Source organism: Methanosarcina sp. (assembly GCF_049706645.1).
GTDB lineage: Archaea > Halobacteriota > Methanosarcinia > Methanosarcinales > Methanosarcinaceae > Methanosarcina.
In genome coordinates this window covers 18,336-33,391 of the sequence record NZ_JBNAKP010000011.1, presented here as the reverse complement: position 1 = coordinate 33,391, position 15,056 = coordinate 18,336, and the positions used below count along the sequence as shown (strand labels likewise).

Genomic DNA, 15,056 nt, shown 5'->3' with positions numbered 1-15,056 from the left:
TATCCCTGCCAGAATTTTTAGCGTCGGAATGTTTTCCATACCGCAGGTATCTTTTATTTTCTAACCCGTGTTAATCAATACCTTATAGCCAGATATCAAGGGTACTTTACGGTCCATGTGGCTTGATTTCACGTAAATTTCCTCATTAAAAAGTGAATCGGACATTTCTAAAAAATAACAAATATATTCTTTATTCAAACCTTATTGTAAAATAAATTGTGCATTAATGCATTCTTTATGATTTTTTTGGATTATAAAACTGTCTGTAATAAATATTAAAATATTTATCTGTCATGGAAATTATTAAAATGAGGTACAATAAATCTCAGGAAGTACAGTGAATATTTATGAAGTATGGTGAAGATTATGAAAAGTACATAAACACTACGAAATATAGTAAACGGTATTGCTTTCCGGAAATTGAAAGCAATTAAAAATGGAATGTAATTAAAAAACAAAAAGCAATAATATTCACTGCTCTTTTAAAACATTACAGTCTCTTGATTGCGGAAATCACTGTCTTTTTCTCTTCTGATTATGTCCGCACTCCCAGCCGGTTATGTAGCATTCCCGTGCCGTCATGAGCCGCAGGTACTTATGCTTATTTTCTTCTGGCCAGATATATGAAAATATAAGAATACGGATATCCTGAGAAGATCTTATTCCTTATCCGATACTACGAATCTTATAATAAATTCAGTTCCGGAGTCTGTATTTAGTTCAAGTTTACCTTCTAGCTGGTCTACCAGAATAAATATCAATTGAAGGCCAAGAGTGTCGGAATCCTGTAAATCAAAGTTATCCGGCAGCCCTATCCCATTATCTGAAACCGCTAAAACAAAATTAGCGGGTTTTCTTTTATAATCTTCTTTTCTCCCTGGTATTTTGCTTGCGGATTCTCCATTTTCTTCCCTGCAAAGTTTAATTCGAATAGTTCCTTTATCTCTACCTGGAAATGCATACTTGAGAGAGTTTGAAACGATCTCATTGACAATTAGCCCTAAAGGAACGGCAACATCCATATCAAAGAAAATGTTCTCCTCCAGGTCCATATTTAAACTGATATCTATATTTCCAACTCTGTAAGTCTTGAAAAGGTTCTCGACAAGCTTCTCCAGATAGGGGCAAAAGTTCAATTTATCTGTTCCTTTGCCTTCATGCAGTTCTTCGTGAATCAGGGCAATAGACAATACTCTGTCCTGGCTTTCCCTGAAGGCGTCGAGGATATCCGAATCTTCAACGTGTTTTCTGTTTTTGAATTTTTCAGCCTGAAGGTCAAGCAAAGACGAGATTACCTGCAGATTATTTTTAATACGATGATGAATTTCCCTTTTGCGTGCACTCTCGATATTTGCAAGGGCATTTTCTGCCTTTTTTCTCTCAGTAATATCCTTAATTGCACCCAGAATTCTTTTTACCTTACCTTCTTCGTCTTTCAGGCAGACTCCATTATCTTCCAGATAAATATATTCTCCATCTTCTTTTCTAAAACGGTATTCTGACCTGTAAGCGCCTCCATGCGTCAGAAACCTTTCATAACTTTCGAGGAACATTTTCCGGTCTTCAGGATGAATGCAGGACAGCAAGAACTCTACACTCATATTTCTGAACTTTTCCGAAGTATATCCGGTAATCTCTTTTATGTTGCCTGCCCATTCAGCAATATCTTCCTCAACATTATAATCGTACACAAGCTGCCCGGTCTGTTCGGCTATTATACGATATCTTTCTTCACTTAACTCAAGCGCTTTTTCGGTTCTTTTACGCTCGGTAATATCCTGAGCTGTTCCCCTCATTGCAATAGGGGTATTTTTCTCATCAAAAGTAACGTCACCCTGCGTATGGACTATGCGCTCTTCTCCATCAGCTGAAATCATTCTGAGCTCAAGGTCATAGGGTTCTCCGTTTAAAGTTCTTTTAACAGCATTTTCTACATAGTCTCGCTCATCTGGATGCACGTAATTTAAAAGTGATTTATAAGTTACCTCAAACTCTTGAGGCTTAAATCTTAAAATCCGATATATCTCATCAGACCAGTATACTTTATTAGTTACAATATTCCACTCCCAATTTCCAAGATGAGCCATTTTTTGAGCTTCAGCAAGGCCTTTTCCGCTTTCTTTCAACAACTCATAAGCGTTCTCAAGTTCTACTGTACGCTCTTTTACCAGTTTTTCCAGGTTATCCAGGGTATCTTTCAACCTGGATTCTGCTTTTTTTATATCCGTGATATCGTGGGAAATGGCAAGAACAGAGGCCACCTTACTATCAACAAACTCGGGCACTACCTGCGTATTAAAATAATATTCCTTACCCTTAGGCGATGTGTACTGGAATTCCATGGTTTCAGGCTTTCCTGTGGCAAAGACTTTTTTGTGGTGTTCTTCCCAGAACTTTACGTTCTCAGGGTCCATGCCAAGTTCACCATGAGTTTTCCCGATAATTTCTTCCGGAGATCGGCCATAAGGCTCCGCAGCAGCGGGATTAGTATATATGTGGCGTTTTTGTCTATCAAAGCGGGTAATTATGTCAGGAGAATTTTCAGCCAGGGTCCGAAAACGTTTTTCGCTCCTGATCAACGCTTCTTCAGCCTGCGCTCTTTCCTGTTCCGTCTTTTTCCTCTGCAATGCCTGCGTCACCGCCGGTGCAATAGCTTCAAGATCCTCCTGCTGCTCTGAGGTATAGCCGCCTTTGCGGTTTGCAACTCCCAGAATACCTATCGTTTTTTCGTCTAAAATAAGGGGCACTCCAAGAAATGACCTGAGAGGAGGATGGCCTTCGGGCAAGCCGATACTATCTGGATGTGACCTGGGATCGTTAGTAAAGAAGCCTTTTCCGCTGTTAATAACACGACCGTATAATCCGTGAAGGATATGATCACCCGGAAGACGGCGGTGCCCTGTTTTGTCGTACATCAGGCACTCATCCCATCCAGAATTACTGATTGCAACATCATGCATTAGCCCATCAGTATTTACTTCGCCAACAAAACCAATCTGGCTACAGGTTACGTCTACAGCTACGGATAAACAGGCAACTCCAAGCTCTTCTTCTGTTTCGGCCTTAACTATACTGCCGAATATCCGGTTAATTCCCTCAAGAACGCGGTTGTATCTGTGTATCCGGTGCTCTTCCTGGTTGCGCCTGGTGATATCGGTGAGCATGCCCAGGGAGCCTGTAAACTTGCCGTCCTTATTAAGTAAGGCTTTAACACTTACAAGCACCCATAAGGGTGAGCCATCCTTACATATTAATTTAGATTCATAAACCTCATTGATACCCTGCCGCCTCTTTTCCAGATTCGGTTTGAAGATAGCCTCACCTTCCTCATCGGCAAAGTCCAGTAAAGATCTGCCAATCATTTCTTCCTGCCCGTATCCCAGCGTCTCTGCCATTTTTTCATTAACATAAGTGGTTCTGGCTTCAGCGTCAAGTATCCATATACCTTCGTTCGCCGTCTCTACGATGTAGCGGTATTTTTCTTCGCTCTCTTGCAATGCTTTTTCAGCTTGTTTGCGTTCGTTGATATCGCGAGCTACGTGAATACTGCCTATGAGTTTACCTTTTGAGTCATAAAGTGGCGAGACGCTTACCAGGAAATAACCGCCCAGACAATCTTCGCAGACCTCTGCAGTGTGTTCAAGCCCGTCCTTAAGCAACTGCCTTTGAGGGCAAAAAGAAGGAGGTTTTTCCGTTCCGTGGACGGCACGATAACAGGTTAAACCGGCACATTCTTCCGGGGTCACTTCCAGTTTTGCAGCCATTGCCCTGTTTGCACGAACAATCCGGTATTCAGTATCAAGTATGGCTATAAGGTCCGGCACAGCATCAAAAGTATACTCCCAATTTTTTGCGGCTTGAATAGCTGTTTCTTCTGCCTTCCTGCGCCTGGGACTTTCTATCTGTTCCCATTTTCCTTCCCTTTTGATCAAAGCAAATTGATGGTTAATGGCAAAATCGATTATTTCAGTTGCACTGAGTGTCTCGAGAGAATAAGTACACAGAGCTATTATCCTGTAGCTCCCAATAGTGCTATCTACTTTTTCTTCATAATCAATGAAGCTACGCAAGTCTGTTTTTTTAAGCCAGGAAAGGTTTCCGCTCGACCTCAAGCCGTCGTATCCGCTTATCAGGGCATGATTGAATTTTTCAGCCCCTAGATTTAAGGACTTTTCCAGGTCGAAAGAGTTTCCTTTTGCATAATAGCTGGTATCCGGCAAAATCTCGATTTGCCCTCTCTCAAGATAAATATCAAGATCAGGGACAGCCTTCTTGAGAGCTTCTTTTGCCTCTTCCACTTCCAGAGGTTTTGATGTAACCCACATACAGAATTCGTTATTCTCCAGCCCTGCTTTGAAATAGGGAATGAGTATCTCTATCAAATCTTCTTTTGTCTGGTAGAACTGGCAGAAGTGAGTCCCCCATGGCACATCACCAATAATGTCAATTCCAGACTTCCTCAGTTGTCCTTTCATCCCATACCTTCTCGGGCTTATTCCAGTACTATCCTTCTTTCGGACGATTTTCAGATGGGTATTCTGCAATTATTTGTGGCTGGACTTAAAATGTGTACCAGGTTCTTATGTTTATAGTTTTTTACATAAACTTCCCTTACAACAAAATAATTTTAGATATTTTCAAAAAACATGGTAACTTTATCTGCAATTGACTTTTTTTGTAAAAAACAGGATTGCAAGTGTTTTCTTAATAAGAATTACATTTTTGTAAAATGCTATTTTAAGTATTAGTAATTAATTATTTTTACCTTACTTTACAATATGGTACAGTAAATATTCTCATTTTTCCAAATATAGAAATAGAGCCATATTTACTGCACTAAAAGCATCTGGAAGTTCAAAAGTTGCTGAATATGTTTCTTAGATTCTTCTCTAATTTACGTTCCGCACTCCCAGCCGCTCATGTAGCATTCCTGTGTTGGCGTAAGTTCGTCAATGCTTACACCAATTATTGAGCTCACTTTTCTGCTCCTTTTTCAATTTTTGAACGTATCCCTTTAGCACGATTAGATATTCTTGTAGCTTCCCTGTTCCTTTTCATATTATTCAACAAAGAAGCATAACTTTCTAAGAGGCTAGCAAGCTCAAGACTATTTTCCCCTTTGGTTTTTTCCACAACTTCAATTGCTCGCTCATAAAAAGGTCTGGCCTTGATATACTTCTTTTGATTATGGAAAAATATAGCTATATTTTTAAGGTAAATACCTACAACTGGATGAATCGAACCAAGTGCATTTTCTGTGATTTCTAGGGCACGGGTATACAAAGGTTCGGCTTGAGAATGCCTTCCCAAATTTTCATAAAGTGCAGCTAGATTGTTAAGGCGATTGCCTACATCTGGATGTCTAGGACCAAGAGCTTTTTCAGTGATTTCTAGGGCACGAGTATACAGAGGTTCGGCTTCATAATACCTTCCCAAATTCTTATAGACTCCAGCTAAATTATTAAGACGGATACCTACATCTGGATGTTCAGTGCCAAGCGCTTTTTCAGTGATTTTTAGGGCCCGAACACATAGAGATTCGGCTTCAGAATACCTTCCCAAATCTTCATAAAGTCCAGCTAGATTGTTAAGGCGAGTACCTACGTCTGGGTGTTCAGTGCCAAGCGCATTTTCTGTAATTTCTAGGGCACGAGTGCATAGAGGTTCGGCTTGAGAATACCTACCCAAATTTTCATAAACTCCAGCTAGATTGTCAAGGCAAGTACCTACATCTGGATGTCTAGGACCAAGAGCTTTTTCAGTGATTTCTAGGGCACGAGTATACAGAGGTTCGGCTTCAGAATACCTTCCCAAATTCTTATAGACTCCAGCTAAATTATTAAGGCGAGTACCTACGAATGGGTGTTCAGTGCCAAGCGCTTTTTCAGTGGTTTCTAGGGCACGAATATAAAGAGGTTCAGCTTCAGAATACCTTCCCAAATCCTTATAGACTCCAGCTAAATTGTCGAGGCTTTCTGCTATAGCTGGATCATTTGATTTTAAGACAGTTTCTCGGATTTTTAATGAATTCATATTGAGTAGTTCGGCTTCAGAATATCTACCTAAAATCCTATAAAACTCTGCTAAATTGTTAAGACTCTCTGCTATAGCTGGATCATCTGAATTCAATGTATTCTCTCGAATCTTTAATGCACGCACAAAAAATGGTTCAGCTTCGAAATACTTACCCAGGCTTATGTAAAGTTCTGCTAAATTATTGAGACTCTCAGAGATGTCAAAATGTTCGGGTTCCAGAATCTTCTTTCGAATTTCCAATGAACTTCTCAAGAGTGCCTCACTTTCCTTAAAACGTGCACGTTTATGCAGATAACTCCCGGTCGCATTTAGCAATTTTGCAGATTCTTCATTTTCTATGTTCCACAATCCAATATATTCTGCACAAGTCTGAGAATGCGGAAGAAGCTTATCACAAAGTTCCCAATTTTTGTACTCAACTTCAGGAAATGCGCGGTTTACAGCTTTAACAACACGTTCAGCCCAGAGCTTCTGCTCACTTTCTTCCATCCCGTCTTTAAGAACAGCTTGTACAAGGCGGTGAATATTATAAGTATGGGAACCAGCACCACGATTGATTAAAGAGTACTGCCAAAGTGGATTAAGAATTTCATCAAAAACAAGAGGATCTGTATCAGCTTCTGCGAATTCAACAGAAATTAAAGGTCCTAGCTCATTCGCACCTTTGTAAAATATCTCGGAAGGGATTTCACTTGGGTTAAGAAAAGCGCTGACAAATAAAAAATCTGCCGAGACTTCTGAGGCTTTCTTGACTTTTTCGAAGTTCATCAACCATGTAGTAGATATTGATTCTGGATACTTGCTCTTATCAATAGTAGACTTTTCCAGTAATTTCAGACCGCGTATTTTATAGCTAACCAAATAATCTTTAAAGCTGGAATTATTTGCATTTATGTAGGCCCCTGCTTGTTCTAAAGCCAACGGGAGGCAGCCAAGATCGTGTACAAGCTTTTCAAGAGCTTCAAGCTCGGATAGATTCAGATCAGTACGCCCTGTGCGCTTCAAAAGGAAACTTTTAGCTTCTTCAGGAGACATTTCCTCCATGTCAATCAGTTTCGTAATATTCAGCGTATCAAAAACTCTTAACCTTGAAGTTAGGAGGATATGCCCTTTTGGTTCTGGAGGAAGATAACGTTTTATGAAGGAAATATCATCTGCATTGTCAAAAACAAGTAGCCAGTTTGCGTGGATTCTAAACCAGTTTAATACAGCTGAAACAATATTGTTCAGGTCTGAGTCGTTTTTAACAGGTAAATCCAATAGTTTTGCAATGTCGCCATAACTGGAGACTATCGCATCTTCAGAATCGGCTTTTACCCAGAAGATAAATTCATACTCGTCATAATAACGATAAGTATATTCAACCGCACTTTCTGTTTTCCCAATACCTCCAAGTCCGCACACGGCAACAGGTTGAGATATAGCAACTGTTTTACCTAAATGAAAAGCCTCGTGAATTTGTTCTAATTTGTTTTCTCGTCCTGTAAAGCGAGGGTTCCTCAGATAGGGAATGTTTGATATTGTAGCTTTTGATTCTTGCTCAGTCTCAGAGGATATCAGTTTTTTCATCTTTCCAATATCTGAGCTTCCACTATTATGTTGAATTAAGAATTTGGAAGAACCACCAGTATATTGCATTTGTTCATTTAATACAACAACTATCTCCGAAGGAAATTTCTGGGCATGATCGTACTCCACAACAGCAGAATTACTCGCTATTGTAATTGGGATTCCATATTTAACCAGAGTATCCATAACAGGCTGATTTTTGATTTTAAATTTGTTAATGAATTCATCATGGATGAAAGAGTTGTACAATTCGAAGTCTTCAGGATGAAGCCTGATTGTTATAAGAATATCACTAGAATTACTGAAGACAACCTTTGTGTTGTTATGCACCCACCAGAAAACACTATTATGGGTATCGAGTGAAAAATTTAAAACGGTTTTAATTGAAACTCGATTGCTGTCTATATCAAGCTCATCTGCAAAACGTAAAAGCGCCGCTACCATTCTTTTACGCTCAGTCGGGTCGAATTTAAAGCCCTCAGAACATTCAATAAGAGGTAATTTGGAGTGGTATTTGCATACATCCATCAAATCGTTAACCAAATCATCAGGCATACTTTTAATGGCACTGTGCAATTCAGATGCGTTGTTTCCGTATGCATAGTCTATCCATGCAGCAGTTAAATATTGATGATTTTTACGAATCTGTTTTTGATCGTCTACAGAATACGTGCTAGATTTCTTCGAATTAAATTCACCGTCAAACTCTGCACCTAAAGCCTCAGCTTTAGCCTTTATTTGGGGGAACTTAACGATATCACATTGCATTCCTATGTCATGTAAATAGATACCTGCAAAGAGCAGGTATATTTCTTGTTCTGAAAAATCCTTTTCTAGCTTCGCCTGAAGTAACTTATCCACAAAATAAGCAAGCCTTTCACTATGTTTAACACCATGATCAGTATAATCCTGTACTATTCGAGGAGCATCGTTTGCCCAGATCTCTTCCATTGCCCCACGGATATAACTAAGGCTATCAAGCAAACGGCGATCAGAAATGAATTCAGTTATAATTTTAGTTTCTACTTTAGTAAATGTATCCATTGAAATGTCACTTCTCTGCGTTAAAGCCTTTGAATTATGAATGACAAACGAACTTTTTGATGTAAATGATTTTATAAATTATTATTTAAGGTTTGTTAAATTTTTGCGTATTTTGAAGTTGTCATTCGTAATAAAGACATAAAAATCAGTCAATTTTTTCCATCAAAAACAACAAAGAATAGGAGGGGGTTAAGAAGGGTATGTTCTGTTTCTTATTAAATTCAAGCATTTTCGGGCAGGCGCGCTGCGCGCGGACAAGAACGACAGAAGGATAGTATTAATGTAGTCTCGGAAAAATCAAAGTGGCCATTTGAGCCTGATTTCACGAAAAAAAAGCTATACCCCTTGCGTCAAAATAATTAAAAAGAACTTAAAATTATCAAAAAAGAGGTGCAGTAAAATATTATCGTTTTTCCGAATGTGAAAAGCAATAATATTCACTGCATTTTTAAAGCATCTGGAAGTTCAAAAATTGCTGAATATGTTTCTTAGCTTCTTTTCTAATTTACGTTCCGCACTCCCAGCCGGTCATGTAGCATACCTGTGTCTCTGTGAGTTCATCGATACTTATGCCCATTGATTTGAGTTTCATTTTTGCCACAAAGGTATCAAGTTCAAGAGGTACTTTATGGACGCCATTCGGAAGCTTGTTTTCGGCAATATGGCGCACACAGAGGGCCTGGTTTGCAAAGCTCATGTCCATGACCTCGGCAGGGTGTCCGTCACCGGCAGCAAGGTTAACCAGCCTGCCCTCGGCTATGACATTAATGCGCCTGCTGCCAATATCGTATTCTTTTATATTGTTTCTTACGGTTCGGACGGATTTGGCAAGGGAGGCAAGGGCTTCCATATCGATTTCCACGTTGAAGTGGCCGGAGTTTGCCAGGATTGCCCCGTCAGGCATGGACTCGAAATGCTCGGCTGTGAGGATATCGCGGTTCCCGGTAGTGGTCACAAAGATCTCCCCTAATTTGGCAGCCTCGGCCATTTTCATAACCCTGTACCCGTCCATCCTGGCTTCGAGAGCTCGTATAGGGTCGACTTCGGTAACGATTACGCTTGCCCCAAGGCCCTCAGCGCGCATCGCAACTCCTCGCCCGCACCAGCCATAGCCTGCAACAACAACATTTTTGCCCGCAACCAGGAGATTTGTAGTCCTGTTAATCCCGTCCCAGGCTGACTGGCCTGTCCCATAGCGGTTGTCAAAAAGGTATTTGGTCATGGCATCATTTACTGCAATTACCGGCATTTTCAGGGCGCCTTCCTTTTCCATTGCATGAAGCCTGTGCACGCCTGTAGTTGTTTCCTCGCAGCCTCCCAGGATATTCGGAAGCAGGTCGGTTCTTTCTTTGTGTAATTTAAATATAAGGTCTGCCCCGTCATCTATGGTGATATCGGGCTTGAAATCCAGGACCCGGTCGATTGCGTCATAATATTCCTGGCTCCCGACACCGTATCTTGCAAAACAGCTTATATCCTTGCGGGTACCGAGAGCAAGTGCCACGTCGTCCTGTGTGCTCAGGGGGTTGCAGCCGGTAATTGATACCTCTGCACCACCTGCAGCCAGGGTCTCTACAAGGACTGCGGTTTTTGCTTCCACATGCAGGGCCATTCCTACTTTCAGCCCTTTCAGGGGTTTTTCTTCCTCGAATTTTTCCCTGACGATAGCAAGCACAGGCATATGGTTTCTTGCCCAGTCCATTTTCATGTTTCCGGATTCTATGAGTTCTTTTTCGGTCATGGTGATCCCGTAGTATAATATAGGCGAATCATATAGGCGAATCTTTGAATTTACCCAAATAGTTGTTTGAAATTACCTGGGTTGTTATTTTCACTGAAGATAAAATAATATTATTCTGTACCGCATCTGGATTTCAGATCTGGATTCAGGGTATCTATCTTTTCCCGCATAATTTAAATCATTTCCCAGAGTGGGGATTTTTCAGGCGTTTACCCTTGCTACAAGCTCCTCTGCGGCTTTTTGAGCCTCTTCCATCACTTTCTGCTCGTCAAAAGCCAGCACCCTGTAATCGTCCATCAGAATTTTTCCGTCTACAATCGTTGTCCTTACATCGCTTCCTCTTGCAGAGTACACCAGGTGGGAAGGAACATCAAAGCAGGGAGTAAGATGCGGTTTTTTCATATCCACCACAATCAGGTCTGCTTTCTTGCCGGCTTTCAACATGCCGGTCTCCGTGCCAAGGGCTTTTGCTCCATTCACAGTGCCCATTTGAAGTACCTGCCGTGCAGGAAGGGCAGTCGGACTGAAAATATTGACTTTATGCAGAAGGGCAGCCGTTTTCATTTCCTCAAAAAGGTCCAGGTTGTTGTTTGAAGCACAGCCGTCCGTGCCAAGGCTGACATTTACTCCTTTTTCGAGCATTTTATGCACTGGCGCAATCCCTGAAGCCAGTTTCATATTACTTATGACATTGTGGGAAACGTTCACCCCCCTTTTCCCAAGAATTTCTATATCCCCGTCCGAAAGCCAGACACAGTGCGCAGCAAGCACATCAGGCCCGAAAAACCCTATATCTTCAAGAAGGTGTACCGAACATTTCCCATATCTTTTTTTCATGGCCAGGAGTTCGGCTTCCGTTTCAAGGACATGGATATGAATTCCGGCTCCATCCCTGCTGGCTTCTTCCCTCACTTTTGCAAGAAATTCATCGGAACAGGTATTCGGGGCATGGGGCCCATACATCGTTTTTATCCTGCCGTCGGCTGCCCCCTGCCAGGCCCGGACAAAGCGCTTCCCTTCCTTAAGGTCGGCTTCTCCTTTTTCTTTATTCCAGAGCTCTATGAGCCCGTGGCAAAGCGAGGCCCGAAGCCCGGATGCCTCAACAGCTTTTGCGGTTTCATCCATATAGAAGTACATGTCTGCAAAAGAAGTCGTTCCCGACCTGATCATTTCCAGACAGGCAAGCAGGCTGCCTTTATAGACATCTTCAGCAGTTAGCTTTGCCTCGGCAGGCCAGATATGCCCCTCAAGCCAGTCTGCAAGCTGCAAATCGTCGGCATAGCCCCTAAAAAGTGTCATCGCGGCATGCGTATGCGTATTTACAAGCCCTGGCATTACTACCGAACGTTTTGCGTCAATTATGGTGTCGGCACTTTCGTCGGTCTTTTCCCCGATCTCCGTAATCTTTCCGTCTTCAATGACAACGATGCCGTTTTTGAGGTCTCCCACTTCAGGGTTCATCGTTAAAACGTAAGCATTTTTTATAATTATGTCAGCCATATGATCAGATCCGTCAGGTAATAAACTGAAGTTGTTAGATTGATTTGAATTCAGGAATTATCTCAGTTGAGAAACACTGAAGTTACAGGGTAACTGGAATTAAGAGGTAACTGGAATAAGAGGTTATCCTAAAAAAAGTTGTCCTGAGAATACCAGAATTATACTAAAATTCTGTGAAAAAAGAATTCATAAACTCTTGAGAAAGCAGGACTTTCTTAGTATGGGGTTTTTGTAAATACTGCGGCTACCTGTCAATAATATTACATCCCTGACCAGGAAGAATTATGCTATCGGATTTTATCACTCGACCAGGATATACGATTACTCCGGATCCGATTTTAACTCTGTTACCAATAGCCGGACCCAGGATGTAATATCCGGAATTAACTATCTCCTTACCGGCGAGAACTTTCACCATTTGTGGATTAATCTTGGGATCACCCTCATCAGCATTCCTCAAAATACAGTCTGTAATATGTGACCCACCGCCAAGAAACGAATGATTTCCCACTATGGAATAACGAATATCGGTATTGATAATTGAATCGTTCATAACACAACTCATAATAAGGTTTCTGTTAGCAAGAAGGCTGCTTCGTGCTCCTAACACTCCAAACCAGACTGTACAACCTGGCTCAAGAACAGCATTGTCGCCTATATGTCCCGCTGCAATAGTTACGTTTGGTCCAATAATGACTCCGTCACCAATAGTAGTTGGACCTATTATAGTTGCTGCAGGATCTATCTGGCAATTTCTTCCAATATGGATTGTACCACGGCGTTTCGGTAGATATGGTAGTATTTTTCTAAGCGGCGCGTACTGTTTTCCAAATCCGGCATTTGACTGGCGTGCTTGACAATGGATGCCCCATCCAAAATTGGCAAAAAGCAGATGTGTCCAGTGTTTGATAGCGATATAAGATAGCCGTGGTACCTGTAAGTACAATGGGGGGACCGTAACAGGCGGATTGCTCGAGAATTTTTGCCCCGCTTCTAATTCTAATGAAGGCAAGGAGAAACAGGGAAGAGAGATACTTTCTGTATCTATGACTATGGGTAAGAAGTCCTTCTCTTGCGCTCCAGCTGGAAAAAAGAAAAAGTCTCCCATATATAAATTTCCCACATGTTCCATATTATGCTGCAGGGAGGAGATGTGCACACTAAAACAGGGGTCAGTATCTAAAAATGCTAATCGTGCAGGTTTTCCAATTGTAGAAGCCCTGTTTAAAAATTCCAGGACTATTTCCTTATTGAAGTAAATATCATCACGGTAAACAAGCGTTTGGGAAGTAGACGGACTAATTTCTTCCAGCGATGAGATAAAAAAAGGTTTTTCTTTAATTTTTAATTGTGTGAATACGTCTTCCTGATGTTCGAAGATTGTCCTGTTTAATACTGGCAATCTGGCGGCCGGTGATTCGAAGGGATGGATTACCTGCTTTGTTTCAAGGATATACCTTCTCATCAATCGATCTACAGCGCCTCTGGAGCTCATCCTGACAATATATGCATGGTTTTCTTTAAAGGGTTTGTGACTAACATTGTGTCAACCCTTTCTGATATGAATTACTTATGTAACCTTTCCGAATTAGCTCCAGGCATTTTAAAACATTTCCTGAAGATCTTCAAAATCTACTTAAGTTTACTCAAGTCCGCTCCTAACCTAGAGTCCCGATTCATCAATTCCGGTCTCCAGGTTCAGGGTTTTAAGGTAAAGTCGCATAATTTTGAGCCTTTCTTCGGCAAGCTTTTTCGCGGTATCGGTATTCAGCTTTTCAGGGATTGTGAAAGGTTTATACTGCATATATTCGTTAAAGCCTTCAATAGGGTCTTCGATATATACGGTCCTTTTTGAACTCCCCTTATCAATTCCTGTTGCATGTTTTAGCATCCTGAGAGCTCCCATTGAAAAAACAGCCCTGAAGATCCCTACTGCTCCAAGGGCGTCAAGCCGGTCTGCGTCCTGTAAAATCCGGGCTTCTAGAGTCTCAGGGCTTTCCCCTGCGCTGAAGCGGTGCGTCCGGATACAGCCTGTAACAGCTTCAATAAGCTCTTTTGCAAGCCCTGCTTTCGAAAGGAATTCGGAGGCGATATCGGCACTGTACACGGCATGATCCCCGCCTTCTTCATGTTCCTTAATTATGCCGACGTCGTGGAGGAGAGCTGCAAGCTGCAGTACGAGAGGATCTCCTCCCTCTTCTTTCCGGATTTCCAGACAGAGGGATTCTACCCGGTTTATATGGGACATATCGTGGGAACTGGGCTCTCCCTCAAGAAAAGAAGCTACAAATTCCCTTGTTTTTTCAATCAGGTCCATATTCAGTATTCCATTTCTGCAGCCATGGCTTTAAGGTTTTCCTGGATTTCAGAAATCGCTTCGGAGAGAGCTTTTTTATTATCATAGGTTGTGATTAATTTCACAAGTTCATCTTTCCTCTCCTTTTTCAGTTCCACTCCGAACCTGATCATGTTTTCAAGTGCCCGGGTAAGGTTGTCAACTATCGAGATTGTAGCCATTCTCGAAGTCCGTGAAAGGGGGTTCAGGTCAATGGTTATAACAGTCTTTCCCATTTCTACAAGTTTTTCACATCGGTCCCCGTCTTCCAGCGGGACGAGCACCACGTCTGCGGAAAAGATCCCCCGGCTTTCTACCAGCCGCCTATCGTGAGAGAGTTCAAGGCTTGCATCCGGATTTTTCCCGAGCACCTCGGAAGCCCCATTGGCTTTGAGCTGTTCTATTATAAGGTGGACCCGTGTCTCAGTCCTGTGAAAAAGATTCACCTCAAGCTTTGCCCCTGTAACGTCTGCAAGGGCGACAACTTTATCAGGAGCGAGGGCTGCGACATTGCCGTTTACGGAAATGACAGGGTTCTTTGCCAGAAGCAGGGCAGCAACTGCCGCCCTTTCCGCATACAGGGCAGATTTGGTGCTTCGCTCACCTATAAGGTAATCAAAGCTTTCCCCTCTTCCCTGGGCAATCAGCCCCTGAATGCTTGTAATTCCCATTTTTACCCCGGCTGCAACCTTTTCTCGGGCTATCAGGGACTCATACCTCGGGTGGTCTTTTGGTATATCGGTCATATCTGTCGCTTACCTTTTTTTAATTTACTTTCTCGTACCTTTTTTATTTGCAACTTAAATCCGTAAATGAATTCTTCGGTTCAAT

General features: G+C 41.8%; 7 protein-coding genes. All 7 read right to left on the bottom strand.

Annotated features, from left to right (window positions below; translation table 11 throughout):
• Nucleotides 1-659: 659 nt before the first annotated feature.
• The gene (locus tag ACPK8D_RS04570) at nucleotides 660-4,475 is read right to left on the bottom strand and encodes a PAS domain S-box protein (RefSeq protein ID WP_424716669.1); all 3,816 of its coding nucleotides are present in this window, start codon (nucleotides 4,473-4,475) and stop codon (nucleotides 660-662) included.
• Nucleotides 4,476-4,974: 499 nt separating this feature from the next.
• Nucleotides 4,975-8,649, bottom strand: coding sequence for a tetratricopeptide repeat protein (locus tag ACPK8D_RS04565; RefSeq protein WP_424716668.1), 3,675 nt, complete (start codon nucleotides 8,647-8,649; stop codon nucleotides 4,975-4,977).
• A 505-nt stretch (nucleotides 8,650-9,154) separates the two neighbouring features.
• Complete coding sequence (locus ACPK8D_RS04560) at nucleotides 9,155-10,390, bottom strand: adenosylhomocysteinase (RefSeq protein WP_424716667.1); 1,236 nt, start codon at nucleotides 10,388-10,390, stop codon at nucleotides 9,155-9,157.
• 201 nt (nucleotides 10,391-10,591) lie between these two features.
• Complete coding sequence (locus ACPK8D_RS04555; protein ID WP_424716666.1) at nucleotides 10,592-11,890, bottom strand: amidohydrolase family protein; 1,299 nt, start codon at nucleotides 11,888-11,890, stop codon at nucleotides 10,592-10,594.
• Between the two features lie 244 nt (nucleotides 11,891-12,134).
• Nucleotides 12,135-13,385 (bottom strand): hypothetical protein, encoded by a 1,251-nt coding sequence (locus ACPK8D_RS04550; RefSeq protein ID WP_424716665.1) that lies wholly within the window; start codon nucleotides 13,383-13,385, stop codon nucleotides 12,135-12,137.
• 168 nt (nucleotides 13,386-13,553) lie between these two features.
• Entirely contained in the window at nucleotides 13,554-14,207 is a 654-nt protein-coding gene (locus ACPK8D_RS04545; protein ID WP_424716664.1) for an HD domain-containing protein, read from the bottom strand.
• Nucleotides 14,208-14,209: 2 nt separating this feature from the next.
• Nucleotides 14,210-14,971 (bottom strand): 4-phosphopantoate--beta-alanine ligase, encoded by a 762-nt coding sequence (locus tag ACPK8D_RS04540; RefSeq protein ID WP_424716663.1) that lies wholly within the window; start codon nucleotides 14,969-14,971, stop codon nucleotides 14,210-14,212.
• Between the last annotated feature and the right edge of the window lie 85 nt (nucleotides 14,972-15,056).

Excerpts from the sequence above, each read along its gene's own strand:
- ACPK8D_RS04540 (WP_424716663.1), bottom strand. The coding sequence starts at position 14,971 with ATGACCGATATACCAAAAGACCACCCGAGGTATGAGTCCCTGATAGCC.
- ACPK8D_RS04565 (WP_424716668.1), bottom strand. The coding sequence starts at position 8,649 with ATGGATACATTTACTAAAGTAGAAACTAAAATTATAACTGAATTCATT.
- ACPK8D_RS04550 (WP_424716665.1), bottom strand. The coding sequence starts at position 13,385 with ATGAGCTCCAGAGGCGCTGTAGATCGATTGATGAGAAGGTATATCCTT.
- ACPK8D_RS04545 (WP_424716664.1), bottom strand. The coding sequence starts at position 14,207 with ATGGACCTGATTGAAAAAACAAGGGAATTTGTAGCTTCTTTTCTTGAG.
- ACPK8D_RS04555 (WP_424716666.1), bottom strand. The coding sequence starts at position 11,890 with ATGGCTGACATAATTATAAAAAATGCTTACGTTTTAACGATGAACCCT.
- ACPK8D_RS04570 (WP_424716669.1), bottom strand. The coding sequence starts at position 4,475 with ATGAAAGGACAACTGAGGAAGTCTGGAATTGACATTATTGGTGATGTG.
- ACPK8D_RS04560 (WP_424716667.1), bottom strand. The coding sequence starts at position 10,390 with ATGACCGAAAAAGAACTCATAGAATCCGGAAACATGAAAATGGACTGG.